Below are 26414 nucleotides of genomic sequence, written 5' to 3'. Positions count from 1 at the left end.
GAAGCTTAATTTTATGCTCGGTAGAGAGAAAGTAGGGTATAAGGGGAACCGCTGAATTACTGGCTATAGTTGCGGCCTATCTGTATAATTCGCCGCCCTGCTGCAGGTTTTGGTGTTGAGGAAAGTCAAATGAGTGAAAAAAAGATCAATCTTTTGGATCTTGATCGTAAGGCAATGCGTGAGCTTTTCGTCGAGTTGGGCGATAAGCCGTTTCGTGCCGAACAGCTGATGAAGTGGTTGTATCACTTCGGGATCAGTGACTTTGACCAGATGACCAATATCAACAAACACCTGCGGGCCAAGTTGAAAGAGCGCTGTGAAGTGGTAGCGCCGGAGATCTCCAGCTATCAGAAGTCGGCCGATGGCACCATCAAGTTTGCCATTAATGTCGGCGAAGGTCAGGAAGTGGAAACTGTCTATATTCCGGAAGATGATAGGGCGACTCTGTGTATCTCATCCCAGGTGGGATGTGCGCTGGAATGTACTTTCTGCTCCACGGCTCAGCAGGGCTTTAACCGTAACCTGACAGTGTCTGAAATTGTCGGCCAGATCTGGCGGGTATCCCACTTCCTCGGTTTTCAGAAGGAAACCGGTGAGCGCCCGGTCACCAATGTGGTGATGATGGGCATGGGTGAGCCCTTGCTGAACCTGGCCAATGTGATCCCGGCGATGGATATCATGCTGGATGACTTTGGTTTTGCCCTGTCCAAACGGCGGGTAACGGTTTCGACATCCGGCGTTGTACCTGCGCTGGATAAGTTGGGCGATGCCCTCGATGTGGCGCTGGCGGTCAGTATCCATGCCCCTAATGACGAGCTGCGTAACGAGTTGGTGCCTATCAACAAGAAGTATCCGCTTAACGAATTTTTGGCTGCTATTCGTCGTTATATCGCCAAGTCCAACGCTAACCGTGGCCGGGTCACACTGGAATATGTGATGCTGGATCATATCAACGACAGCACAGAGCAGGCCCATGAGTTGGCCAAACTGATGAAGGATACTCCTTGCAAGGTCAACCTTATTCCGTTTAATCCTTATCCGGGATCTCCTTACGGGCGTTCTTCTAACTCCCGTATCGACAGGTTTGCCAAAGTGCTGATGGAATACGGTCTGACTGTAATAGTGCGTAAGACCCGCGGCGATGATATCGATGCCGCCTGTGGCCAGTTGGCCGGTGATATACGTGACAGAACCAAGCGTCTGGCGAAAAAACGCATGCAAGCCAATCAAATTTCGGTCACAATGGATTAACTCTTTGTTTGTCCAGATTTATAGGTTTGCCAATGAAGCACGGATTGCCAGGTTTAACGCTCGCGTTACTGCTAGGGGCCATGTTGCCCGGATGTGTAACCGAGCGAACTTATGCCGGCACGGACATTCCGGTCTCGCAACGCCAGTTTGATAAAATTGCCGCCGCCAAGGAACGGACGCAGCTAGGCCTGACCTATCTGCAAAAAGGTAACTCCCAACAAGCCAAATATAATCTAGACAGAGCCATGGAATACGCCCCTCACCTTGAGGATGTGCATATTGCCATGGCTTATTATTATCAAACCGTGGGTGAAGTGGTGAAGGCTGAGCAAGCTTATGAAGCCGCCATAGATACCCGCAATGCCAGCGGCGACTCGATGAACAACTTTGGGGTATTTCTCTGCCAGCAGCAGAAATATGCCAAGGCAGAGAAGATGTTCCTGATGGCAATCGACAACCCCAGATATACCCGCACCGCCTCCAGCTATGAAAACCTGGGTATTTGCAGTCGGGATGCCGGGGAAAGAGAAAAAGCGCGACACTATTTTGAGATGGCGCTAAAGTATGAGCCCAGAAGACAGGTCTCATTACTGGAACTGACAGAATTGGAGCTTGACGCCCATAACTACGCCGCGGCCAGAATGCAATTGGAACGCCTCCACCGAGTAGTTCCTGAAACCGCGGAAAGCTTGGCGTTGGGCATTCGCATTGAGCAAGGGTTAAATGATGACGCGGCCGCCAAGCGATATGGAATATTGCTGCAGGCCAAATTTCCGGCGTCTCCCCAGGCTAAACAATACCGGGCAAGTATGCACTGATGACAGAGTTGAATAACCAAGTCAACAAGGATGAAGACGAGAACCCAAAGGTTCCCGGGCAAGAGGATACGCTCGGGTCATTACTGAAAAGCGCACGCGAACAAAAAGGTATCACTGTAGAAGATGCGGCTACCAGGCTGCACTTGCGCCCCTGCATAGTGACCGATATTGAAGCAGACTGTTTCAGCAATATCGATTCCTCCACCTATGTCCGCGGCTACGTGAAGAACTATGCCCGCATATTGGGCGTGGATAAAGAAGCTATCAACAATTGCCTGGCACGGCAGGTCCCCAAGGTGACTGAGCCGGCGATGCAGAGCTTTTCGCGCAAGACCAGCCGTCAGGCTACCGACAGCCGTTTGATGCTGGTGACTTACCTTATCGGTTTTCTGCTGCTGGCCCTGCTGGTGGTGTGGTGGCTGCAAAAACCTTCTGTGGTTTCCGATGTCGATTTCTCCCAACCTACGGCAGAAGAGGTGCAGCAGGCCAGAGAGTTTGAATCGCGTCAGGCACAAATAGCAGAAACCGAACTTCCGCCTGAAACTTCAACCGAAACACCTACCGCTGAAGTAGAGAAGAGTCTTGTTGAGGATAACAATACTGATGAAGTCAACTCTGGTGTTGTTAACTCAGATGTCGATATGACCGAGCAACCGGTGGCAACAGTGGCAACGCAGGCTTCTGTCGGTATCGAGCTTGATGGCGACTGCTGGATTAAACTTACAGATGCCAACGGCAAAACTTTGATAGATGGCTTGAGATCGCCAGGACAAACCATCAGGGTACAAGGCAAGGCGCCTTTTAAACTGGTCTTGGGCGCACCGCAGACAGTGAGTCTGACGTTTAACGGCCAGGCTGTGAGCCTTGCCGATTTCCCCAGCGGCCGGGTAGCCAGACTGACCCTGCCACAGGCATAATAGCACCAAGCAGGATAATTGAAGTGGCGCACTCATGGCGCCGAGTCAACAGAGCAGAATACGATGTACAGTGAAAATCCCATAAAACGCCGTCCTTCCACCCGCATCTATGTCGGCAATGTTCCCATAGGTGATGGCGCTCCGATTGCCGTGCAATCCATGACCAATACCCGCACCACAGATATAGAAGCCACAGTAGCGCAAATCCGGGCGCTGGAAACTGTGGGCGCTGATATCGTACGGGTGTCTGTGCCTACCATGGATGCCGCCGAGGCGTTCAGGCTTATCAAGCAGCAGGTCAAGGTGCCGCTGGTGGCCGATATCCATTTCGACTACCGCATAGCGCTTAAAGTGGCGGAATACGGTGCCGACTGTCTGCGTATTAACCCAGGCAACATAGGCAATGAAGAACGTATCCGTGCCGTGGTTGAGTCTGCCCGAGATAAGAATATCCCCATCCGCATCGGGGTAAACGGCGGCAGTCTCGAAAAAGACTTGATGGACAAATACAATGAGCCCACCCCGGAAGCCTTGCTGGAATCGGCAATGCGCCATGTGGATATTCTCGACAGGCTCAACTTCGACCAGTTCAAGGTCTCGGTGAAGGCATCGGACGTGTTCCTGGCCGTGGAGTCCTACCGTTTACTGGCGAAACAGATTAAACAGCCATTGCACCTTGGGATCACCGAAGCCGGTGGTGCCCGTGCCGGTGCCGTAAAATCGGCTGTGGGCCTGGGTATGCTGCTTGCAGAAGGCATAGGCGACACTTTGAGAGTGTCTTTGGCAGCCGATCCAGTAGAGGAGATCAAAGTTGGTTTCGATATCCTCAAGTCGCTGCGCATTCGCTCCCGCGGAATTAACTTTATCGCCTGTCCATCCTGTTCAAGACAAGAGTTTGACGTGATAGGCACGGTCAATGCCCTGGAGCAACGCCTGGAAGATGTGACCACAGCCATGGATGTCTCCATCATAGGTTGTGTGGTCAATGGCCCGGGGGAAGCCCTGGTGTCTCATATTGGCCTTACCGGCGGTAACCGCAAGAGCGGTTATTATGACGAAGGCGAGCGTCAGAAAGAGCGCTTCGACAACGACAATCTGGTCGATGCCCTTGAAGCCAAAATTCGCGCTAAGGCGCAAATGATGGAAAACCGTATTTCAGTCAAAGAAGCCGAATAATCCCCAATGACGTGAATGTGAACTGGCCAGCGCTGGCCAGTTTTACGTTTGCCGGTGAAGCGCCTATAATGGCTGGCATTTTTGAATTTTTAGCCCCAGAGCAAAACGAGTCGAGATAGTGGCAAAACAGATCCAAGCGATTCGCGGAATGAATGACATTCTGCCAACCCAAAGCCCCGTATGGCAAAAAGTTGAGGCGGTACTGCGCGCCTCGGTTGCCTCTTTCGGTTACAGTGAAATCCGCACACCTATCGTTGAGAACACAGACCTGTTCAAGCGTTCGATAGGGGAGGTGACAGATATTGTCGAGAAGGAGATGTACACCTTCGCCGATCGCAACGGTGACAGTCTCACCCTGCGTCCGGAAGGCACCGCCTCGACAGTTCGTGCCGGTAACGAACATGGCCTCTTGTACAACCAGGAACAGCGTCTGTGGTATATGGGCCCCATGTTCCGCCACGAGCGGCCACAGAAAGGGCGCTATCGTCAGTTCCATCAGTTCGGGGTTGAAGTTTATGGCATCAAGAGCGCCGATATTGACGCCGAAGTGCTGATGTTGTCTGCCTCTTTGTGGCAGAAGCTTGGATTGACCGACCATGTTTCGCTCGAGCTGAACACTTTGGGTGACAGCGACGAGCGCGCCGCCTATCGTGAAGCGCTGGTGGCCTTCCTCGAGCAACATAAAGACAAGCTGGACGAAGACAGTCAGCGGCGCATGTACAGCAACCCACTGCGGGTACTGGACTCAAAAGATCAGCAGGTTCAGGCCTTGCTGGCCGATGCCCCGGCGCTGATGGATTACCTGGGTGAAGACTCCAAGGCACATTTTGCCCGCTTGTGTGAACTCCTGGAGGCCGTTGGTATCCAATACAGGGTTAACCCACGCTTGGTACGCGGATTGGATTACTACAACCGCACCGTATTTGAGTGGGTCACCGATAGTTTAGGCGCTCAGGGCACTGTGCTGGCCGGTGGTCGTTACGACGGTCTGGTGAGCCAGCTTGGCGGTAAAGAAACGCCGGCAGTGGGCTTTGCCATGGGGCTGGAACGGATTGTTCTGCTGCTGGAAACCCTGGAGCTGAACGCCGATGTTGCTGCCGAAGTGGATGTCTACGTGACCGCCATGGGCGATGACTGCGTAATTGAGGCGATGAAAATTGCCCAGGAACTGCGTGAGAAGCTGCCCAAGCTTAAGGTGATGAGTCACTGCGGGGGTGGCAACTTCAAGAAACAGATGAAAAGAGCCGATAAGAGCGGCGCGGGTTTTGCGCTGATTATCGGTGAGACCGAACTGGCCAATAACAAGGTGGCGGTGAAACCGCTGCGGGGTGATGGCGCTCAGCAGGATGTTGAACGCCAGGCCCTGGCCGACTATTTGGCAGAACTGATTAAATAATTTAGAGGGGAAGTGCGGGTGGAAATCTACAGCACAGAAGAACAACAAGTTGAGGCGATCAAGCAGTTCTGGAGAGACTATGGTGTTTCGATAGTCGCTGGTGCCGTAATAGGTCTGGGTGGCCTTTATGGCTGGAACTATTATTCCGATGTCAAAGTCGAACGTGCCGAAGCTGCCTCTCAGGCTTTTAACCAGGCCTTGATGCAAGGCGGTGATGAAGCCACAGTGATGGCTGCCGCTGCCGAATTTGACAAGCAGCACGCCCAGGCCGGTTACTCGGCGCTGATGCAACTGATTGTTGCCAAGAGCGCGGTAGAGGCCGGTGACCTGGCAAAAGCTGAAGCTGCCCTCAAAACCGTGATTGCCGCCAAGCCGGGTGATGCCCTGACAGCGGTTGCCACACTGCGTCTGGCACGAATTCAGGCTGAACAGGGCCAGGTTGCTACCGCTTTGACCACGCTTGAGCAGGTTAAAGATAGTGCCTTTGCTACCCAAAGAGATGAATTCAAAGGCGATCTGCTGTTGCGTCAAGGGGAAACCGACAAGGCGAGACTCGCTTACCAGGAAGCCGTTAAAAATGGCGGCGTGACAACCAGTCCGGCGCTGCAGATGAAACTCGATAACCTGAATCAGGCATAAGGAAGGCCAATGAAGTCGTGGTGTAAAACTCTTTTGGCCTGTGGCATGGCCATAGGCGCACTGACGGGTTGTGCTTCCAGTGATGTGGAAGAAGAACCTGTAAGCCCGCTGCTGGAGCTCAACGCCAGCGTATTCCCAGAGGTCAGTTGGAGTGCTTCGGTCGGCAGTGGTGTTGGCGATTATTACTCCCGCCTGCGTCCGGCAGTGCGCTACGGCAAAATTTTTGTTGCCGACCGCTATGGTGAAGTAACCGCCTTTGACGAGAGCAGCGGCGAGAAGGTCTGGAGCACCGACTTCAGTGAAGCATTCCGTGATGGTGCCCTGAAAAAGAACAAGGGCGCTCGTCTGGCATCCGGCGTGACCGCGGCCCGTAACAAGGTGTTTGTCGGTGGAGAAAGTGGCCTTTTGGCGGCGCTTGACGCTGAAACCGGTGAAGTGCTTTGGCACGCCGTAGCAGAAGGCGAACTATTGTCCTTGCCCGCAGTTGCCGAAGACATGGTGGTGGTTAACAGCAGCTCAGGCTCGCTGGATGCCTTTAATGTCGACACAGGTGAAAAGCTTTGGAGCTATGAAGCTTCCTTGCCAAACTTGACTCTGCGCGGTAGCAGTTCTCCTGCGTATGCTCAGGGTGGTTTCTTTGTTGGTACGGCCGATGGCAAGGTCGCAGTTATTATCAAAAACAATGGCCAGCCAGCTTGGGAGCAACCGATTTACACCCCTAAAGGCGGTAACGAATTCAGCCGTATGGCCGATGTCGATATGACGCCGCTGTTGTTGGGTGACAACCTGTACGCCGTGAGCTACAACGGTAACCTGGTGAGCATGGAAATGCGCAGTGGCCGTATTGTCTGGTCGCGCAAGTACTCCAGTTTCCACGAGCTGGACAGTGCGGGCTTGAGTCTGTATTTGGTGGACGATCACAGCCGTGTATACTCAGTGGACAGACGTAACGGTCTGGAGCTTTGGAGTAACTCGGATCTGACAAATAGGGATCTGACTGCTCCGGCCGTGTTCCAGGACTATGTAGTGGTAGGTGACTTTGAAGGTTATCTGCACTTTATCGATCGCAGCAACGGCCAAATTGTCGGTCGGGTGCAGGTCGATAGCTCGGGCCTTTTCAGTCAACCTCTGGTGGTTGACGACAAAATTTATCTGCAGACCCGGGATGGCAAAATTGCCACAGTAACTCTGCCCTGATCCCAGGCTTTGATACTGCCAAGCCCCTGGGAGTGCGTTCCGGGGGCTTTTTATTGAGAAGTTTTAAAGAGGCAAAAAGATGATTCCTGTAGTGGCCCTGGTAGGGCGACCCAATGTCGGTAAGTCGACCCTGTTCAATCGTCTGACCCGCACCCGTGATGCACTGGTGGCGGATTACCCAGGCTTGACGCGGGATCGTAAATACGGTCGTGCCTATCTGTCAGGTTACGAATTCATCCTGGTGGATACCGGCGGTATTGACGGCACCGAAGAAGGCATAGAAACCAAGATGGCCGAGCAATCGCTGGCGGCTATCGAAGAAGCGGATGTAGTGCTGTTTCTGACGGATGCCCGCGCCGGTTTGACCGCGGCCGATCAGGCCATAGCCCAACATCTTCGCAGTCGGCAAAAGACCACCTTTGTGGTGGCCAACAAGATTGACGGTATCGATGCCGATTCCGCCTGCGCCGAATTCTGGGCCCTGGGCCTGGGTGAGGTGTATCAGATGGCGGCGGCTCATGGCCGTGGTGTTACCAATATGATTGAGTATGCGCTGGCTCCTTTTGCCGAGGCGATGGGGATTAACCCGGATGCGCCCGAGGAAGAGAAGGTCGACGAGCGTCAATACACAGAAGAGGAAGCCGAAGCTGAACAGGCCAGACTGCAGGACTTGCCTATCAAGCTGGCGATTATCGGCAAGCCAAACGTGGGCAAGTCGACCCTGACCAACCGCATCCTCGGTGAAGAGCGGGTAGTGGTTTATGATGAGCCGGGCACCACCCGTGACTCCATTTATATTCCAATGCAGCGTGAAGGCCGTGAGTACGTCATTATAGACACAGCCGGGGTGCGTCGCCGCGCCAAGGTGCATGAAGTCGTTGAAAAGTTCTCGGTGATTAAAACCCTGAAAGCGGTTGAAGACGCCAACGTGGTGCTCTTGGTTATCGATGCCCGTGAAGGTATCGCCGAGCAGGATCTTGGTTTGCTGGGTTTTGCCCTCAACGCCGGTCGGGCGCTGGTGATTGCGGTCAACAAGTGGGACGGCATAGACAATGACGTCAAGGAAAGGGTCAAGAGTGAGCTGGACCGTCGTCTGGGCTTTATCGACTTTGCCCGCATTCACTTTATCTCGGCGCTGCATGGCACAGGTGTGGGTCATCTGTATGAGTCCATCGAAGAAGCTTATGACAGCGCGACCAGACGGGTGTCCACTTCGCTGCTGACCAAGATAATGCAGATGGCGCAGGACGATCATCAGCCGCCTCTGGTCAATGGTCGCCGGGTTAAGCTCAAGTATGCCCACGCCGGTGGTTACAACCCACCTATCGTGGTGGTACACGGCAACCAGGTATCCAAGCTGCCGGACTCCTATAAGCGTTATATGATGAACTACTACCGCCGCTCGCTGAAAGTTGTGGGTACGCCCATCCAGCTGCGCTTCCAGGAAGGGGCCAACCCCTTTGAAGGCAAGGGGGAGAAACTGACCCTGAGCCAGGAAAGACGCCGCAAGCGGATGATGGCGCACATCAAAAACAAGAAATCCTGATAGGATTTTCGCAAAACAAAGCCGGGTTTAACCCGGCTTTGTTGTTTCTGATGACCAATATTACACATGAATTCAGTGAGCTGGGTTTAATGAAGGGCCTGTGAACTGGAATAACATCTGCGAACGATTCACAGGTATTTTCCATTCGGTTCCCTTCTCCGGCGAGGAGCATTTATCTGATTGATGCTATTCCTCTATGATGGCTTCAATTCTTGAGAGCAGCGCGCCCTGTTTCAACTGGGTACGCATCTGCTCGCCGACCACGGCGTCCTCACTGTTTTCGAGGACTTTCCCGGCTTCGTTCTTGCTGATGCTGTAACCTCTGGACAGAGTCGATAGTGGGCTGACACTTTCCAGCGAATGGGCGCTGGCCCCCAGGCGTGCCTTGGCCTCTTTCAGTTTATCGGCGATGGCATCCTGCAACTGTTGACCGAGATAATTCAATCTGTTGCCTTCCAGGCTCAGCTTGTGGGCCGGACTCTGGGCTTCGAGGCGGCTCTTGAGCTGTAGCTGTCTGTGTTCCAGCCGGTGCAGGCGATTGTTGATGGCGGCCGTCATTCTCAGTTGCTGCTCATCAAACTGCTGTACCAGCTGTTCCAGCCGCCGCTTGGGATCCTGGCGTTGCAATTTGTGATCCAGCAGTGACAGCTGTTGGCGTTTGGCTAAGTGCCAGTGTTGCCAGCCCTGGCGCAGCCTGGCCATGGCAGTGGCCAGCTTTTGCCGCTTGTTGTCGACATCCTGGGATACCAGCTCGGCGGCGGCCGATGGGGTAGGGGCACGCAGATCGGCGACATAGTCACTGATACAGGTATCCACTTCATGGCCCACCGCTGAAATTACCGGCAGGGCGCTGTTGTAGATGGCGTGGGCCAGATTTTCATCGTTGAAACACCACATATCTTCCAGGCTGCCGCCGCCGCGGGTCAGCAGTAACAGATCCACCTCCAGCCTCTGGTTGGCCAAGGTGAGTGCCTCAATAAGCTGGTTGGCGGCAGTGTCGCCCTGAACCTGTGAGGGGTAGATCACCACTTCGATGGAAGGATCGCGGCGTTTCAGTACATGCAGTACATCGCGTATGGCGGCGCCAGTGGGGGAGGTGATCACCCCGATGCGCTGGATGTTGGCCGGTAGTGGTCGTTTGGTCTCGGCGGCAAACAGGCCTTCGGCCGCGAGCTTCTGCTTCAGCGCTTCATACTGCTGCGCCAGCAAGCCATCACCGGCAGGCAGCATGGTTTCGATAAGCAGTTGGTAATCGCCCCTAGGCTCATAGACACTCAGGGCTGCCCGCACCAGCACTTGCTGGCCGTTGACCGGGCGGAAGGTCACATTCTGATTGCGGCCACGGAACATGGCGCAGCGAATTTGTGAGTGGTTGTCCTTGAGTGTCAGATACCAATGGCCCGAGCTTGGGCTGGCAAAGTTGGAAATTTCGCCATTGAGCCAAATCCTGCCGAGGTTTCCCTCCAACAAGGCACGAACTTCGGCATTGAGGCGGGAGACGGTATATACCTGTTTTTTGAGCTCTGGCATGGAATTTGCGTTCAAATTGGAATTTTTCTCTATTTTCCCATTTACCACCCCGGGGTTGCAAGGTATAATGCCGCCGCAATATTTCACCTTCAATCTAACCCCCGGGGAGATGTTGCAATGCTACGATTAATTAAAGAAGCGCTTACCTTTGACGATGTGCTGCTGGTTCCGGCCCACTCGACCGTTCTCCCTAATACCGCCAATCTCAAGACCCGTCTGACCGACAAAATCGAACTGAATATCCCCCTGGTGTCCGCTGCAATGGACACAGTGACCGAAGCCCGTTTGGCAATCGCCATGGCGCAAGAAGGTGGCTTGGGCTTTATTCATAAGAATATGAGTATTGAACAGCAGGCCGAAGAAGTTCGTAAAGTGAAGATCTATGAAGCAGGTGTGGTTCAACAGCCTGTAACAGTAACACCTTCCACGACACTGGCCGAGCTTAAGGTATTAACCGAAAAGAACGGATTTGCCGGCTATCCGGTAATCAATGACGCCAACGAACTGGTGGGTATCATCACTGGCCGTGACGTGCGCTTCGTGACCGATACCAACCGCCTGGTTTCTGAAATCATGACCCCGAAAGAGCGTCTGGTGACTGTACCTGAAGGCACCAAGCTGGATGAAGTACAAAAGCTGATGCACTCCAACCGCATTGAAAAAGTGCTGGTTGTGAATGATGAATTCCAGCTTAAGGGCCTGATCACTGTTAAAGACTTCGAGAAAGCCGAGCGTAAGCCCAATGCCTGTAAAGATGAGCTGGGCCGTCTGCGTGTTGGCGCCGCTGTTGGTGCTGGTCCAGGTAACGAAGAGCGTGTTGATGCGCTGGTCAAAGCCGGTGTCGATGTACTCTTGATTGATTCATCCCACGGCCATTCTGAAGGGGTACTGCAGCGTATTCGCGATACCCGTGCCAAGTATCCGGATCTGCAAATCGTTGGCGGCAACGTGGCGACCGCCGAAGGCGCCCTGGCGCTGGTAGAAGCCGGTGTGAATGCGGTTAAAGTCGGTATTGGCCCTGGCTCTATCTGTACTACCCGTATCGTTACCGGCGTGGGGGTACCGCAAATCACTGCAGTTTCCGATGCCGCTGCTGCCGTTAAGCATCTGGGTATCCCAGTGATTGCCGATGGCGGTATCCGTTTTTCAGGCGATCTGGCCAAGGCGCTGGCCGCCGGTGCATCTTGCATCATGGCAGGTTCCATGTTTGCCGGTACCGATGAATCTCCAGGTGAAACTGAACTCTACAAGGGCCGCGCTTATAAATCTTACCGAGGTATGGGCTCACTGGGCGCCATGTCTCAGGGCTCTTCCGATCGCTACTTCCAGAGCGACAACGCCGCCGACAAACTGGTACCTGAAGGTATTGAAGGCCGTGTTCCCTATAAAGGCAAAATCAAAGAGATTATCCATCAGTACATGGGCGGTTTGCGTTCCTGTATGGGGCTGACAGGCTGCGCCACCATTCAGGAATTGGGCGATAAGGCCCAGTTCGTCAAGGTGACTTCTGCCGGTATGGGCGAATCCCACGTTCACGATGTGACTATCTCCAAAGAAGCGCCGAACTACCGTTCAGGCGTTTAACAAATTCGGGGCGGCATGAGTGTCGCCCTTGGTTTATAAGCAGATAAAAACTGTGCCTGTTACGGCAGGCACTGCAATCAAACTAAAGAGATAAAGGTTATCAATGAGCAATATTCATGAGCACAAGATACTGATCCTTGATTTCGGATCCCAGTATACCCAGCTGATTGCCCGTCGTATCCGCGAAATTGGCGTCTACTGTGAACTCTGGGCCTGGGATGTCAGTGAAGAGCAGATCCGCGAGTTTGCCCCTCAGGGCATTATTCTGGCCGGTGGTCCCGAGAGTGTCACCGCCGACAATTCTCCCCGAGCCCCAGAGTATGTGTTCAATGCAGGCGTGCCTGTACTGGGTATCTGTTACGGTATGCAGACCATGAGCGAGCAGCTGGGTGGCAAAGTTATCCAGGGCATAGGCGAGGGCGAGTTCGGTTACGCGCAAATCGAACTGCTGGCCGAATCTGCACTGTTTAAAAACATCGAAGATGCCGTTAACGAAGCCGGTCGTCCATTGCTGGATGTATGGATGAGCCACGGTGACAAAGTCTCGGCTATCCCTGAAGGCTTTGTCGCGGTTGCCAAGACCGAAACCTGCCCATTCGCCGCCATGGCCAATGAAGCCAAAGGTTTCTACGGCGTGCAGTTCCACCCTGAAGTGACCCACACCCGTCAGGGCAAGCGCATGCTGGAGCATTTCGCGCTGGAAATCTGTGGCTGTGAAGCCAAGTGGAAACCCGCTTCCATCATCGAAGACGCCGTTGAGCGCCTTAAAAAGCAGATAGGTGACGATGAAGTGATACTGGCGCTTTCCGGTGGGGTTGACTCCTCTGTTACCGCCATGCTGCTGCACCGCGCCATCGGCGACAGACTCACCTGTGTGTTTGTCGACAACGGCCTGCTGCGTCTGAACGAAGGCGAGCAAGTGATGGAGATGTTCGGCGACCACTTCGGTCTTAACATCATCAAGGTTGAAGCCGAAGACAGATTCCTCAATGCCCTCAAAGGCGAAAACGACCCAGAAGCCAAGCGCAAGATCATCGGCCGGGTGTTTGTGGAAATCTTCGACGAAGAAGCCGGTAAGTGCGTTAACGCCAAGTGGCTGGCCCAGGGCACCATCTACCCCGATGTCATCGAGTCTGCCGGCAGCGCCACAGGCAAGGCCCATGTGATCAAGTCGCACCATAACGTCGGCGGCCTGCCGGAAGATATGGAGCTGGGTCTGGTTGAACCGCTGCGTGAACTGTTCAAAGACGAAGTACGCAAGATTGGCCTGGAGCTGGGTCTGCCTTACGACATGCTCTATCGCCACCCATTCCCTGGCCCAGGCCTGGGCGTACGGGTACTCGGCGAAGTCAAGAAAGAGTACTGCGATCTGCTGCGCCGCGCCGATGCCATCTTCATCGAAGAGCTGCGCAAAGCCGAACTGTACGACCGTGTCAGCCAGGCCTTCACTGTGTTCCTGCCGGTTCGCAGCGTAGGTGTAATGGGCGATGGCCGCAAGTACGACTGGGTTGTGTCTCTGCGCGCCGTGGAAACCATCGACTTTATGACTGCCCATTGGGCTCACCTGCCGTACGACTTCCTTGGCCGGGTGTCCAACCGCATCATCAATGAAATCGACGGCATCTCCCGCGTGGTGTACGACATCTCAGGCAAGCCACCGGCAACGATTGAGTGGGAATAATGCTCCTTTAAGAAAGGTCAGGCATTAACAAGCACTAAATCATACTTAAGTCCGCGTAATTGCGGACTTTTTTTGTTTCTGACTTAGTCATTTTTGGCAATGTCTGGCAACGCCAAGCACGGTTTGACCGTGGTATTTTGATGGGTATGATTCATCGGTAATGCCATGGATTACGCCCGATACCATGCTGAGTGTTTTTGATGGGACATGGTATTAAATTTTCATATCTATCTGTTTTACAAAATACAGGACAGCCATATCTTTTTGATGTTTCACACTGATGCTAAACCCGCGAGGTGATCGCCAGCGTGTCAAAGGATTACCGCAGCCCAAAAACGTGGCTGGGCAGTGAAGATGAAAACGTGCTCAAGCTGCTATCTGAACTCATGGAAACGGTAGCCGAGCTGGCAACCATCTGTGCCAGTCATACCCACAGCACCAGCCCGGCACCGAATGAGGCTAGAGACTTCTCCGGCAAGGCGAGTGCAGCAGAAGCCCAAAAGGCCAGGCTAGACCCAATCACCAAGTAAACCATAGATCCGTCTTTACTCGATACCGGCTCAGCTCCCACAAGGAACCTGAGCCGTTTTTCATATCAGCACACAGCAAAGCCCCACCCAACAATCAAAACTGACGATGCTGCAGCACAGACGCGGCTGGCTATTCTGGCCACGTAAATCACCACCTACGCAATTCTACGTCACGAAATTCGCACTCTTCCTCACCCTCCTGCGCAGTTTGCACCTCAATTTATTTTCAGTTTTGAATTTGTTCAGTTTATGGCGCCACCAAGCGCAGACACTGGGCCTGAGAAAGGATCGAAGATCTGAAAAGATCGCGGTTAATTTCACTGTTTTACAGTTCCACTAGGTTGGATTGACCATGGATGCAGGAGTGAAAGCCGCAGCAGCACGGGGTTTTGCGTGGATTACGTGAGGGTATGAGAGAAAGCCAGAAAACGGCGGCCATACTAAAGCAGTTGATCAATAAGACATTGAGAGGATCCAGAACTGAAAAGAAGGGAAGTGGCAGCACTCCGCAATTTCTCTGCTGCCACTTTGCTGCCATTTTCAATAAATCGGCAAAGAAAAAGGGTTAGCATTTCTGCTAACCCTTTGTTTTATTTGGGGCGGCGTCATCTGAATTTGCTTTTTATCTCTTTGTTTTTTAAATGATTTATAGTGATTTGACTTTATCTTTGGTACACCATTTGGAATACCAAGTCTTAATGTGCACTATTCTTTCAAATTTCTATTGATTTTTAATTAGTTATGAAGAAATCTCCTTTTGGAATTGAGTTCAGCATCCTAAACGTTGATTTGGTTACTTTGGGGCTACTTGCTGAAAGCAGAGTAGTATAACTTTGTTGCCTCAATCAACTTCTTATCATCGATTATTTGCCCCTGTTCATTGGCCGTAAAGATAATCTCGTAAAGCTTGGCTATTCCGTTTCTGAGTTCGTCTACATGGGCTAGTGACGGAGTAATCTGTTGTTCAGGTTTTGCGGCGGGTTGTGTAGAACTTTTCATTAACTTACATAAATTAGCTTTTTCTGCCTCAACTTTTCGTACTCTTTTTTCCTCGGCAAATTTCTCTTGTGTAGCTCTCTGTTCCGCTAAAAACCTTGGATAGTTTCCCGTAATCAGGTACGTGACAATGTCTGTCTTTTTGTGACCTTTGCACATTTGAGTTAGTTGATTGGACACGTCTCGATTCAAGCTTATGGATAGTGTAACCAAAGCCTTATTCTTTCTATGTTTCTTAGCTCTCCAAGCAGCTCCCATCCTTTTAGCAAATAATTTAATGGCCGCAGGAGTAGTGTTTGTCATTAAAAAAAAGGTAGCTAACTCAAATTTTATACGCTCAATACTTGGCAAATTTGGAGTTAAGCCTATCCCTTGTCGCGATACATAGTCTTGTACCAACTTCCTTTCAGTGATTGTCTCTGACTTCAAAAAGTCGAAAAGTTTGATGATATCTGGAAGCTCGATAGGAGTGTTGACTTGCATGGAATAGTTGTCACCTTAATCATGTTACATGTAACGTAACATGTATGTTATTGATGAGCAAATGGCTATTAAAGTGTGGTTTTGTGTGCTAATAATGAGAGATTCGGTGGCTTTGTTATTTCTATTGGTATGCAACTTCTGCTTTCAATGACAGGGGCAACTCCTGAGACCAGGTTAGTACTTCTGACCTGGGCCGTTAGGTTTGGAAGAGATTTCCAATCAGGTTCGAGGGATGCTTTAGCTAAGGCTTTAGGTGTATCAAAAAGAAAGCTCGGAATTGCGCTACAATACTTAGAGCAAGAAGGTTACCTCTGGAAGATAAGAAGTCCCCTCGAACGACAAGAGGACGATAAATCCAAATTGCGCTTCGACTATGCATTATCGACTGAATGCATAAGAATGTGGCGAGAATGCCTTGAGGCTTGTTCTTGGCAAGACGAACTGGAATCCGTTCTAAGAGTGGAATCACTGGCAGAAACATCATCAGCAGTGACATCCGCGACGCTTCATGTAAATGAAGGCTTGGTCTGGGTTATTTTGCTGATGCACGCCAATAAAGCTAGGTATGTGATCGGGTGCGATGATTCATTGTTGTGCAAGATAGCTGGTATTACTCAGTTAACACTTCGGAGAGCTCTCAAAGCGTTGGTTAATAAAGGGTTAGTTAGCGTTGCTGCAGACGGAGTTAAGCGAAGCGAACTATTTCCATACTTACCTCCAATCTACAAAATATATGGTCAGCAACCAGATACTAAAATTTTAAAGTTGGGATTACCGTTAGTTTCCACTGATTTTTTTCCACTGCGATGTGTGAGTAAACTAGCAGAACACTACAAAAAAACGCAGAAGCTAGCTAATGGACGGTATCCAAGACAAGATTCGATGCTGTCGGATGAGCAGTACTTCCAATTATCTGAGTTTTTTCGTTCGAAAGAGCTTGTTTCTTGGGTGAACCATTTATACCTATCAACGATAACCTCTTTGGTACCTACTGTGGAATATTATGATAAGGAAAATAGAGAAGAGTGTGAGGCTAAATTACGGAGCGCAATTATGACCATTTTTTTGCATGAGTTACGCGATATTCAATTTTCCACTCCACAAGCTGAACTCGCGGATAGTGGGAATGATGAATTCTCAAAAACTAGCATAATCAACCGACTAAATAAATACATTATTGATGCTTTAATCAAAGAGTCTCTGTATGGGGTTCTAGAGCTCTCTCGCTATTGGCGTCTTTTGGTTGAATGCATGGGGAGAGAAGGTCGAATTATCGACTACAACCAACGCGAGCGAATGGTTGTTATTGGCCATCAGCAATTAAAAGTAGAGGCGAGTGGTGAGAGAGAGGAAAAGGAAACTACCGTATTGGTTAATCATTTCGTGCCATTTGTGCTGACGGTAATAACTCCTGAACGTGATTCGTATGATCACTGTTTGGTTTTGAAAGATCACTTGTTAATATCAAACACCAAAATTGAGCACGCAAAAATCGACCATGTTCAGTATTTGATTTGTGGAACAGATCCTCATAAGTTGGCTGGGATTCTGCGTAATTTAACTAGCGACCAAGTTAGATCTTAAAAGTACCTGTGTCTATAGGTTGTTTTTACAAATTTGGCGAGGATTGCTTAGTTAGTGAATATATAAAATTGTCTGTTTGTTAGTATTCGATTGGATCTATAAATTAATTGGTGTGTGCAGTATCACCGTTATCCAAGGAATAAGGTAACAATACGAACATTAGGAGATATGTCATTATTGAGTAGGTACTGTACAATGCTGCTCATAGTCATGCATATAAGTAAAAAAATACAGAAGCCATATACGTTATGAACAATAACCACTATGGACGAATATAAATGAAACAACGTCATTCGGCTAATCCCAATCTTGTCATTATCGACAATGGTCAATATCAAGGTTTGAGCGTCAATCCTAAGCCTCTCAGCAAGCAATACTTGGATTCAATCATACAGGTAATGCAAGCAGCACTGACTGAACATCCTCGTACTTTGATGGTGAGGTTTGATTTGCATTTACCTCTCATTAATTTTGTTGATTCTCCCACGTTTTACAACTCAACGGTTATTAGTAAATTTTTCAAATCACTCGATGCAAAAATCCAACATGACAGATCTGTAAAAGGACGAGAAGGAAAGCGTGCGCATCCTTGCAAGCTACGATATTTATGGGCGAAGGAATGTGCTGGAGCTGCCACGGATCATTATCATGCTGCAATATTCCTTAATAAAGATGCTTATAGTCATTTGGGACATTACAGCAGTCATGGAAAAAATTTGAATACAAAGATTGTCGAAGCTTGGGCTAGCGCCATAGGAATTGATGAGTTCAGTGCGGAAGGTCTTGTTCATTTCCCCTATACTCCCATGTATTACATCGATTGTAATGCTCTAAACTTCGAAATTGTCTTTGGAGCGGCTTTTAATCGTGTCAGCTATATTGCCAAATTGGAGACTAAACAATACGGAGATAGAGCTCGCTCTTTTGGGTGTAGTCAACGTTAAGGGGTAAACCGGGCAAAACCTATTTGCTGAGAATTTCCCGCACAATACTTAAGTGATTGAGATCCTTATATCAGGGGCATCAGCCCCTGATCCAGTAGACAAACATTATCAGTACTTAAACCATAGCCAGATATCCTTGCCAATATCCACTATTGCCACAATACCGTCTCCGGTAACTTCAAGGGGTTTGACTATGGTGCAATCTACAGCCGTTTCCAATGAACCTTTGACGAGTGATGTTGCCGCTTCACTATAGTTTCCTGCTCTTAAATGCCCGGAGGACGTACTCAGTGTTTCACAGGTGCCATTGATAAAAGTCTCAAGTGGTTTGGCTACCAAATCGCCTGGAGTCCCAATGGCCCTGTTCACTGCATCCGGTAACCCAATGTATTCACCGACGGCTTTGGCTGCTGTTGATGCAAGGGCGATATTGGCCAGGCTCCCTTGTGCTGCACGTTGAGCGGCACTGCCAAGCAATCCGGCTCGTGCTGTCACTTGTGCGGTGAAATGGAGGTTGTTACTGACCTGGTTGGACGTTTCTGTTTCATCGATACACCAGTTGACGAAGTGTTCACAGTTATTGCTGAGCAGGTCATAGGGCCTGCAACCCAATTGGCTTTCCGCTCGCTTCACAGCACCGTCTCTATCATATGCAATCGCTTTGCGACGAACCTTGGCCCCACCCGAGAATTCACTCAGACTGAGTTGCTCAACAAAACCATCTTTACGTTGATGGATAACTTGGTCATTCCCAACACACAGACCATGGTGTTCAGTCAATCCAAGCGGATCGATATTGGTAACCAGATGATCACCGGCTTTGAATTTCTTCATGTTGTACTCCAAATAAAAAGAGAGCAGCGCCCTTTTAGGCAACTGCTCTCAAGTGGGGAAAGGTTTGGGGTTAGATTTCCAGTTCAATAAAGTCGCGGTCTATCTGTTGTTGGGTAATGCCGATGTAACGCAGCGTGACCGCTTCCGATTGGTGCCTGAGCATACGCATCACTCGGCCAATATCCTTGCAGGATTGGTACAAGTGATAACCGCGAGTTTTACGCATTGAGTGGGTCCCTAACGCAAGCCTGATGTCTTCACCAACGAAGGCAAAGGCTTTGGTCACGGCTCGACGACTGAGCGGCTTAGGCGCTGCATTTTGCATCTGCTGGCTACGGTAGGATTGAAACAGATAGATGTGGTCAGGGTGACGCTGGCGGATAGCGTCGATCAAAGCCTTGGTTTTGGCGTTGAGTTTGATATCGGCTCTTTTACCGGTTTTTTGCTCAATAATGCTGAGCCTGTCACCTTGGATGTCACTGAATCTGATCGCCAGTAGATCTGAGATCCGCAGTGCCAGATTAAGACCGATATTCCAGACATCAGCCATCTGCTGACCAAAGTGACGCTCAAGCAGGTAGCTGATAAGCTTTATGGTATCGCGGCTTTTCACCGCCTCGACTTCTTTCATGGTGAAGTTCCCTCATTTGGCTATTTGATGAATATGGGAACCAGCCTCTTGCCAACCCCTATCGGGCCTGGGTTTGCTGGTGCCCACAATACCTTTTTGAGAACCACTTCAGTGGGCCTGCACTTTGACGACATAAGCGTCGATGGCGACATAGCTGAGGAAGTTCTTGAGCAGCAGTTGCACCAACCCCGCAACTTCCCGCAAAGGCCGAGTTCCGTAGAAGGTGCTGTAAACCTCCTGAGCCTGAAAATGCACGTCAATCTCCCGTTCCAATTCCGGCATGACCCGGCCATAGAAAGCGAAGTCGGTAAAGTAGCTGAGTGCCCAGGCATCGCCCTGACGACTCAAACCTATCTCCACCGGATGGAAACCACCCCGCTCGGCGTTGTAATCCGGATCGGCAAAATTGAGGGTGATAAAGTGGGCTTCCTGGGTTTGATAGTCCTTGGCGTGCATCTTTAGCAGTTCATAAAAGTCGGCGGGTAAGGTCAGAGCCTGGTACTGGATAATGTTCATATCGATTCTCCAAAAACAAAAAGCCCGCTTGGTGGATGCCAAGCAGGCAGGGGATAGATAAAAGGTTTGGGGTTCAGCTGTGGGCGCTCCAATTCGGTTGGGTATTGGAGCCGTGATTGAAATAGCAGCCGTTGATCACCTTAAGCCAAGGACCAAACGGCACGCCGTAAGTGTCGCAGCGCTGCAGGTAGCGACAAAAGCCGATTTCCCTGGGAATGTGACCATTCATATCTTTGTGAGACACATACAACACGGTTTTGCGCAGCGACGTTAATGGCATCACCTGGGGAGCGCCAATCACCTCTCCTGTGTCATTCAGCGGCCGCTCGAACGTGGGCAGGGTAAGCTCCCGCAGTAGATAAGCCCGCAACTCAGGGAATGCCTGACAGGCTTCAGCCACCGCAGCCTGTGAAAAGCTGTCGGTAAACTCAATCATGGTGCTTTCCCTCCAGCCAACCTCGCTCGGCAAACGATACACATTGGTCGCCCACCACAATGTGGTCCAGCACTGGCACATCTATGGTACCGAGAGCGTTGATTAACCGCTCGGTGATACGCCTGTCGGCCTGCGAAGGCTCGGCAACGCCGGAAGGGTGGTTGTGAGTGAGGATAACTGCCGCTGCATTACAGCTCAGTACCGCTTTAACAACTTCCCTGGGGTAAACACTGGCAGCATCAATCGTGCCGTAAAACAGCTCCGTGAACTCAATTAATCTGTGCTGGCTGTCCAGCATCATGACCGCGAATACCTCGCGCTCATGTTGATGCAACTTGAAGCGCAGAAAGTCCATGGTTGCGCTTGGGTTGGTGAATACGCCATCTCGAACATAGCGCTCGGCGATGATGCCGGCAGCGGTTTCGAGGATTTGACTGGATGTGTGAGACCAGTTGTTGCTGGGTGCAGAAATGGTTCTGTGCATATCGCCTCCTTGATGATGACTCTGGTTTATGCACAGGGGTGATATATAACTGAAAATGTTTCGAAAAGCGGGCTGCAGAGTGAATGCGGAAAAGTTAAAAATTACTGACAGCGCTTATGTGATGAGTCAATAACAGGAGCTCATCATGAGACTAATTAAACTGAAAGAAGTACTGAACCTGACAGCCCTGTCCCGCGCCAGTGTATACCGCATGATGGCTGACGGAAAATTCCCAAGCTCGGTATCCCTCGGCGAGCGCTCCGTTGGCTGGGTAGAAGAAGAGATTTTGAACTGGATAGAAGAGCGAATTGCAGCAAGGGATACTAGCCAAAAAGTATCAGAAGTTGCGGCATAGATTGCTTTTGAGGCCTCCTTAATGTTTAGGGTCATGACATTGATGATGGTTCATTTTCCCCACCCTCACATATCGTGAGGGTGGGGATAGCCTCTTCTATCAGACCCGAGTAAACTCATGGCCTAAGCGATTCAAACACGGAACGTTATGAAAAACATTCTATTAGCTACGATAGGGGCAAGCCCTCAGGTATTGACAGAAACCCTGTATGCTATCCACCAGAGTGGCAAGCCGTTTCCGGAAGAAGTGTATGTTATTACAACGCTTTCGGCCAAGCCGTTGTTGATTAATGGTTTGTTTCGTGACGGCCATTTACAAGCGCTAAAAGACGAATATCAGCTCCCTGAGTTTCGTTTCGATGAGTCCCATATCTGGTTGATTGAAGATGACGCTGGCAATCAGGTTGATGATGCTAAATCCATCAACGATCAAAGTCATATGGCGGATTTCATTACCAAGGCACTCTTCAGGTTAACAAGTAATCCCGACATCGCGCTTCATACATCACTTGCGGGAGGGCGTAAAACCATGGCTTTTTACACCGGTTACGCCATGTCCTTACTGGGGCGGGAGCGGGATACCCTAAGCCACGTTTTTGTGGATGATGACTATGAGTTTGTCCGCGATTTTTGGTTTCCCACTAAATCAGCCAAATGGGTCACAGGTAAGAATGGCCAGGGCGAGGTTGACGTCAGTAAGGCCCGGGTAACCCTGGCAGAAATCCCCTTTGTAAAAATGCGGCATTCCATAGACCCTAGTCTGCTGGCTTCGATGGAAAACCTGTCCTTCAGCCAAACGGTGGCACTGCTTAACGCCGGGCAAGACCAAACCTTGTCGGTCAAAATCAATCCCAAGGCCAAAACTCTCGAGACCCTGGGCGTTGAGATTAAGCTCACCGCAAAGGAATTGGCCTTTTATCTTTGGCTTTATCACAAAGGTGAAGCGGGGATGCTGGTAGACAGATATTTTGATGAAGACCCAGCACACAGCCAGGGCTTTCTAAGTCTGTTTGCCACTATGTCGCAGGACCCGAGAGTATTTGAGAGTTTCGGGATAACCCCCGAGGATTTTAAAGAACAAAATCTTCATCAATTAACAGGGATGGAGAAGTCTTTTCTTCAGCCCGTCTGCAGCCAGATAAATCACAAGCTTAAAAAAGTATTGCCGGCGGCAACTGCAGATAAGCTGGCCGTGTTGTCATTCCCAGAAAAAGCCGGGCAAAGGTATCGCGTGGCACTCTGCTCCCACGGCTCGCTCTACGGTGCGGCACTATCGAATGGAAAGTCATAATGAAAAAATCCAATTTTGAGTTTCTCAGAGGCGTCAACGACTTCCTGTACGCCGTAGCCTGTGCCGCCGAAAATAATTACCCGGATGACCCGAACACCACATTGGTCAAAATGCGCCAGTTCGGTGAGATGACGGCAAAAATCCTCGCCAACATGTTGGGCTTTGAAGACATCCCTGAAAATCAGCACGAACTGCTGCGCGAAATCGGGAAATTGCGTTTCATGGATGACGCGATCATGAGTGTCTTCCACAAACTTCGGCAAATTGGCAATAAGGCGGTCCATGAATATCATGACGATCTCCAGGATGCCGAAATGTGTCTGCGTCTGGGCTACCGCCTCGGTATATGGTTTTACCGAATTAGTACCAAGGATCTGGATTTTCAGCCACCGCCATTTGTTCTGCCTTCTCATTGTGACAACCGCTATCTGGCCGAAGTCGAGGAGATGAAACGCCAGTTGGAATCCGCCAATCAGGCAGAACATCAATCCAAGGCCGCACTCGAAGCACAAAAGCAGCGCTTGGTCGCACTCAACGGTTATATCGCCATCCTCGAAGGTAAGCAGCAGGAAACCCAGGCCCAAACCGATGCACGAATCGCAGCACTGGAGGCTCAGCTTGCGGCAAAAGATGCCGAGCTTGCCAAAAAGACCGAGCAGGAACGTCGTGCTTACCACAAGCAGATTACCGAGCAGGCCATCAGCCGCAGTCTCGAATTGAGCGAGGCTGAAACCCGCTACCTTATCGATGCTCAGCTGCGCAAAGCCGGTTGGGATGCCGACAGTCAAAACCTCACCTTCTCTAAAGGCACTCGTCCCGAGCATGGCCGTAATATGGCCATTGCCGAATGGCCAACAGGTACTGACGAAACCGGCAAGCAAGGTTTTGCCGATTATGTTCTCTTTGTGGGGCTTAAGCCCATCGGCGTGATCGAAGCTAAAAAGAATAACAAAGACGTCAGTGCCAAACTCAGCGAAGCCTATCGCTACAGCAAGTGCTTCGACCACAAATTACTCCGTGATTTACTGATGGAAGCGGCTCACGGAGATGAGCATCGGCTCGCCCAGGTTGCCGAGTCATGTTCTGCCTACGCGCCAAACTGGCCCGACAGTGATGGTCGCCGTTTTTACGTGCCATTCTGTTTTTCTGCCAATGGCCGCGAGTATCGTGCAACGTTTAAAACCAAAAGTGGCATCTGGTATCGCGACGTTCGCCGCCCCAATAACATGCCCAAGGCACTGCCCGAGTGGCACAGACCAGAAGAGTTGGTAGAACTGCTGGAGCGGGACAACCACATTCTCAACGACTGGTTTGCCAAGCATCCGGATATGAGCGACCTTGGTCTGCGCTACTATCAGGAAGAGGCTGTGCAGGCGGTTGAAAAGGCGATTATTCAGGGGCAACAGGATATCCTGCTCGCCATGGCAACCGGCACGGGTAAAACCCGTACCGCAATCGCGCTTATGTATCGGCTCATTCAATCGCAGCGTTTCAGGCGTATTCTGTTTTTGGTCGACCGCACCTCACTGGGTGCTCAGGCGCTGGGCTCCTTTGAAGACACCATCATCAAAGGTGATAGCTTTAACGCCATTTTTAACATCAAGGGGCTAACCGACAGATTCCCCGAAGACAGCACCAAAATTCATGTTGCGACTGTGCAGTCATTGGTAAAACGTACGCTGCAAAGCGACGAAGTGATGCCGGTCGGCCGTTACGACTGCATCATAGTTGATGAAGCCCACCGTGGTTACATCCTCGATAAAGAACAAACCGAGGGCGAGCTTAAGTTTCGCAATCAGCTCGACTATATCTCCGCCTACCGCCGTATTATCGATCACTTCGATGCGGTCAAAGTGGCGCTTACCGCAACACCGGCTCAGCACACCACCGACATCTTTGGTGGGCCAGAGAGAACCCCGGTTTACCGCTACAGCTATCGTAAAGCGGTGGTGGATGGCTATCTGTGCGATCAGGAGCCACCAATAAGGATTATCACCCAGTTAAACAGTGACGGTGTCTATATCGCCAAAGGCTCTGAGGTTACCCGGCTTAGCAACCAGGGGGAGTTGGTAAACGATACTCTTGAAGATGATCAAAACTTCGAGGTGGCCGACTTTAACCGTGGCCTTATCGCTTCCAACTTTAACAAGGTGGTCTGTGAGGAGCTGGTAAAGTATCTCGACCCGACAGGGCTGCAAAAGACGCTGGTGTTCTGTGTCGATAACACCCACGCCGATACCGTGGTCGATGAGCTGCGTACCGCCTTCAGTGCAAAATATCCGCAGCTGGAGCACGATGCCATCATCAAAATCACCGGCGATGCGGATAAAGACAGCACCAAGGTGCAGTCGATGATCACTCGCTTTAATAAAGAGCGTTTGCCCAACATAGTGGTCACAGTCGACCTGCTCACCACCGGCATTGATATACCCAGCATCTGCAATCTGGTGTTTATGCGTAAAGTCAAAAGCCGCATTCTCTACGAGCAGATGAAAGGGCGAGCGACTCGACTTTGCCCAGAAGTGGGCAAAACCTCGTTCCGCATTTTCGATGCGGTAGATTTGTACGCCACCTTGCAAAGCGTCGACACCATGCGCCCTGTGGTCGTGCGGCCCCTGGTGGATTTGCAAACCCTGGTCAATGAAATCACCGACTCAGAAACCTACAAGGCGAAAGAAGCCGATGGCCGCAGTTTTGCCGAGCACAGTCACGAACAGCTGGTCGCCAAGTTGCAGCGGGTGATTGGTCTGGCGCAGTTCAGCCGAGACAAATCCAAAGATATCGCCAGCCAGATAAAGCGCCTCGATGAGCTGTGTGAAAACGCCGCCGGGTGCGATTTCAATTCGCTCGCTAGAACCCTCAAACAAAAAGGGCCCCAGTGGTCGGCAGAAGTCTTTAACAAAATCGGCAATCTGGTTGGCCGTATCGAAAGGCTCAAGCAAGACATCAACGCCCTGCGCGAGATGCCAATCTTTACCGATATCCACGATGAAGTGATTGAAGTCCGGCAACAATTTGGCGAGCACGAACATGCCGAAGATTTTTTGGATGCCTTCGATAAATTGGTCAGCAACAGCGCCAATCGCCAAGCTGCACTTGATATCGTCATCAATCGGCCACGGGATTTAACCCGCAAAGGCCTGCTTGAACTGCAAGAGTGGTTTGATGGCCAGCATTATGATGATTCGAGCCTGCGCCATGCCTGGCGGGTGGCCAAAAACGAAGACATCGCCGCTCGCCTGATTGGCCATATCCGCCGCGCCGCCATGGGTGATCCGCTGCTGCCGTTTGAGCGCCGGGTCGATATCGCCCTGGATAAAATAAAAAGCGGCAATCACTGGAACGATGAACAACTTAGCTGGCTCGACCGCTTGGCCGAGTCCATCAAGGAGAAAGTGGTGCTGGATGACGACACCTTTAAAATCGGCAATTACAAACGTCGAGGTGGCAAGCCCAAATTACAGGCGGTGTTCGATGGCGAATTAGACACCATAGTCGCCAGGTTCAGCGAATTTATGTGGGATCACCAGGCCTAGCTGCGTACAATTTTTACCATGCATTGAGCTTGGCACTGCCGGGGGCGGGATGCCTGAGTC

General features: G+C 50.9%; 23 protein-coding genes. 16 read left to right on the top strand and 7 right to left on the bottom strand.

The window, feature by feature from the left end:
* Nucleotides 1-129 precede the first annotated feature (129 nt).
* The 8 genes from AYI96_RS15730 (at nucleotide 130) to der (ending at nucleotide 8940) form a co-directional block, all read left to right on the top strand.
* Nucleotides 130-1251, top strand: a complete 1122-nt coding sequence (locus tag AYI96_RS15730; RefSeq protein ID WP_039035076.1) for a bifunctional tRNA (adenosine(37)-C2)-methyltransferase TrmG/ribosomal RNA large subunit methyltransferase RlmN — start codon at nucleotides 130-132, stop codon at nucleotides 1249-1251.
* 32 nt (nucleotides 1252-1283) lie between these two features.
* Entirely contained in the window at nucleotides 1284-2069 is a 786-nt protein-coding gene (pilW, locus tag AYI96_RS15725) for a type IV pilus biogenesis/stability protein PilW (RefSeq protein ID WP_039035075.1), read from the top strand.
* The gene (locus AYI96_RS15720; RefSeq protein ID WP_083399908.1) at nucleotides 2069-2986 is read left to right on the top strand and encodes a RodZ domain-containing protein; all 918 of its coding nucleotides are present in this window, start codon (nucleotides 2069-2071) and stop codon (nucleotides 2984-2986) included. The genes pilW and AYI96_RS15720 overlap by 1 nt, the downstream gene beginning before the upstream one ends.
* A gap of 63 nt (nucleotides 2987-3049) precedes the next feature.
* A complete protein-coding gene (ispG, locus tag AYI96_RS15715) occupies nucleotides 3050-4162 on the top strand; it encodes a flavodoxin-dependent (E)-4-hydroxy-3-methylbut-2-enyl-diphosphate synthase (RefSeq protein ID WP_144361959.1) in 1113 nt (370 codons plus the stop codon).
* A 118-nt stretch (nucleotides 4163-4280) separates the two neighbouring features.
* Nucleotides 4281-5558, top strand: coding sequence for a histidine--tRNA ligase (gene hisS / locus AYI96_RS15710; RefSeq protein ID WP_039035072.1), 1278 nt, complete (start codon nucleotides 4281-4283; stop codon nucleotides 5556-5558).
* Nucleotides 5559-5576: 18 nt separating this feature from the next.
* Nucleotides 5577-6197 (top strand): YfgM family protein, encoded by a 621-nt coding sequence (locus AYI96_RS15705; protein ID WP_039035071.1) that lies wholly within the window; start codon nucleotides 5577-5579, stop codon nucleotides 6195-6197.
* A gap of 9 nt (nucleotides 6198-6206) precedes the next feature.
* Entirely contained in the window at nucleotides 6207-7394 is a 1188-nt protein-coding gene (gene bamB, locus AYI96_RS15700) for an outer membrane protein assembly factor BamB (protein ID WP_071477411.1), read from the top strand.
* Nucleotides 7395-7473: 79 nt separating this feature from the next.
* Nucleotides 7474-8940 (top strand): ribosome biogenesis GTPase Der, encoded by a 1467-nt coding sequence (gene der / locus AYI96_RS15695; protein ID WP_039035069.1) that lies wholly within the window; start codon nucleotides 7474-7476, stop codon nucleotides 8938-8940.
* Nucleotides 8941-9126: 186 nt separating this feature from the next.
* Here the strand turns inward: der and xseA are convergent, their stop codons facing one another.
* Complete coding sequence (xseA, locus tag AYI96_RS15690) at nucleotides 9127-10470, bottom strand: exodeoxyribonuclease VII large subunit (protein ID WP_144361951.1); 1344 nt, start codon at nucleotides 10468-10470, stop codon at nucleotides 9127-9129.
* A 117-nt stretch (nucleotides 10471-10587) separates the two neighbouring features.
* Between xseA and guaB the strand changes: the two genes are divergently transcribed.
* The 3 genes from guaB to AYI96_RS15675 all read left to right on the top strand — a co-directional run bounded on the left by guaB (nucleotide 10588) and on the right by AYI96_RS15675 (nucleotide 14265).
* Nucleotides 10588-12054 carry an IMP dehydrogenase gene (gene guaB, locus AYI96_RS15685; RefSeq protein ID WP_028779199.1) on the top strand — a complete coding sequence of 489 codons (1467 nt, stop codon included), beginning with the start codon at nucleotides 10588-10590 and terminating at the stop codon, nucleotides 12052-12054.
* 103 nt (nucleotides 12055-12157) lie between these two features.
* Nucleotides 12158-13735, top strand: a complete 1578-nt coding sequence (gene guaA, locus AYI96_RS15680; protein ID WP_028779200.1) for a glutamine-hydrolyzing GMP synthase — start codon at nucleotides 12158-12160, stop codon at nucleotides 13733-13735.
* 308 nt (nucleotides 13736-14043) lie between these two features.
* Nucleotides 14044-14265, top strand: a complete 222-nt coding sequence (locus AYI96_RS15675; protein ID WP_186300078.1) for a hypothetical protein — start codon at nucleotides 14044-14046, stop codon at nucleotides 14263-14265.
* Nucleotides 14266-15069: 804 nt separating this feature from the next.
* Here the strand turns inward: AYI96_RS15675 and AYI96_RS15670 are convergent.
* Entirely contained in the window at nucleotides 15070-15744 is a 675-nt protein-coding gene (locus tag AYI96_RS15670; RefSeq protein WP_144361950.1) for a hypothetical protein, read from the bottom strand.
* A gap of 81 nt (nucleotides 15745-15825) precedes the next feature.
* Here AYI96_RS15670 and AYI96_RS15665 point away from each other — a divergent pair, with 81 nt between their 5' ends.
* Together AYI96_RS15665 and AYI96_RS15660 are read left to right on the top strand one after the other, a co-directional pair.
* Nucleotides 15826-17328, top strand: a complete 1503-nt coding sequence (locus AYI96_RS15665) for a hypothetical protein (protein ID WP_144361949.1) — start codon at nucleotides 15826-15828, stop codon at nucleotides 17326-17328.
* A gap of 278 nt (nucleotides 17329-17606) precedes the next feature.
* Nucleotides 17607-18272 carry an inovirus Gp2 family protein gene (locus tag AYI96_RS15660; protein WP_144361948.1) on the top strand — a complete coding sequence of 222 codons (666 nt, stop codon included), beginning with the start codon at nucleotides 17607-17609 and terminating at the stop codon, nucleotides 18270-18272.
* Nucleotides 18273-18380: 108 nt separating this feature from the next.
* On the opposite strand, the gene AYI96_RS15655 is transcribed toward AYI96_RS15660, so the two are convergent.
* The 5 genes from AYI96_RS15655 to radC form a co-directional block, all read right to left on the bottom strand.
* The gene (locus AYI96_RS15655) at nucleotides 18381-19106 is read right to left on the bottom strand and encodes a lecithin retinol acyltransferase family protein (RefSeq protein WP_144361947.1); all 726 of its coding nucleotides are present in this window, start codon (nucleotides 19104-19106) and stop codon (nucleotides 18381-18383) included.
* A gap of 70 nt (nucleotides 19107-19176) precedes the next feature.
* A complete protein-coding gene (locus tag AYI96_RS15650; protein WP_025888120.1) occupies nucleotides 19177-19737 on the bottom strand; it encodes a site-specific integrase in 561 nt (186 codons plus the stop codon).
* A 108-nt stretch (nucleotides 19738-19845) separates the two neighbouring features.
* A complete protein-coding gene (locus AYI96_RS15645; protein WP_144361946.1) occupies nucleotides 19846-20253 on the bottom strand; it encodes a DUF2787 family protein in 408 nt (135 codons plus the stop codon).
* Between the two features lie 73 nt (nucleotides 20254-20326).
* A complete protein-coding gene (locus tag AYI96_RS15640) occupies nucleotides 20327-20689 on the bottom strand; it encodes a hypothetical protein (protein WP_025011895.1) in 363 nt (120 codons plus the stop codon).
* Nucleotides 20682-21173 (bottom strand): RadC family protein, encoded by a 492-nt coding sequence (radC, locus tag AYI96_RS15635; RefSeq protein WP_144361945.1) that lies wholly within the window; start codon nucleotides 21171-21173, stop codon nucleotides 20682-20684. The genes AYI96_RS15640 and radC overlap by 8 nt, the downstream gene beginning before the upstream one ends.
* 145 nt (nucleotides 21174-21318) lie before the next feature.
* Here radC and AYI96_RS15630 point away from each other — a divergent pair, with 145 nt between their 5' ends.
* The 3 genes from AYI96_RS15630 to hsdR all read left to right on the top strand — a co-directional run bounded on the left by AYI96_RS15630 (nucleotide 21319) and on the right by hsdR (nucleotide 26354).
* Nucleotides 21319-21528, top strand: coding sequence for a helix-turn-helix transcriptional regulator (locus AYI96_RS15630; RefSeq protein WP_144361944.1), 210 nt, complete (start codon nucleotides 21319-21321; stop codon nucleotides 21526-21528).
* Between the two features lie 147 nt (nucleotides 21529-21675).
* Nucleotides 21676-22818, top strand: coding sequence for a CRISPR-associated ring nuclease Csm6 (gene csm6, locus AYI96_RS15625; protein ID WP_144361943.1), 1143 nt, complete (start codon nucleotides 21676-21678; stop codon nucleotides 22816-22818).
* Nucleotides 22818-26354 carry a type I restriction-modification system endonuclease gene (hsdR, locus tag AYI96_RS15620; protein WP_144361942.1) on the top strand — a complete coding sequence of 1179 codons (3537 nt, stop codon included), beginning with the start codon at nucleotides 22818-22820 and terminating at the stop codon, nucleotides 26352-26354. The genes csm6 and hsdR overlap by 1 nt, the downstream gene beginning before the upstream one ends.
* Nucleotides 26355-26414 lie beyond the last annotated feature (60 nt).

The sequence above is a fragment of the Shewanella sp. MSW genome (assembly GCF_007636515.1).
GTDB lineage: Bacteria > Pseudomonadota > Gammaproteobacteria > Enterobacterales > Shewanellaceae > Shewanella > Shewanella indica.
Note: the sequence above shows the minus strand (reverse complement) of the source record. Positions and strands in the feature narration are given on the sequence as shown.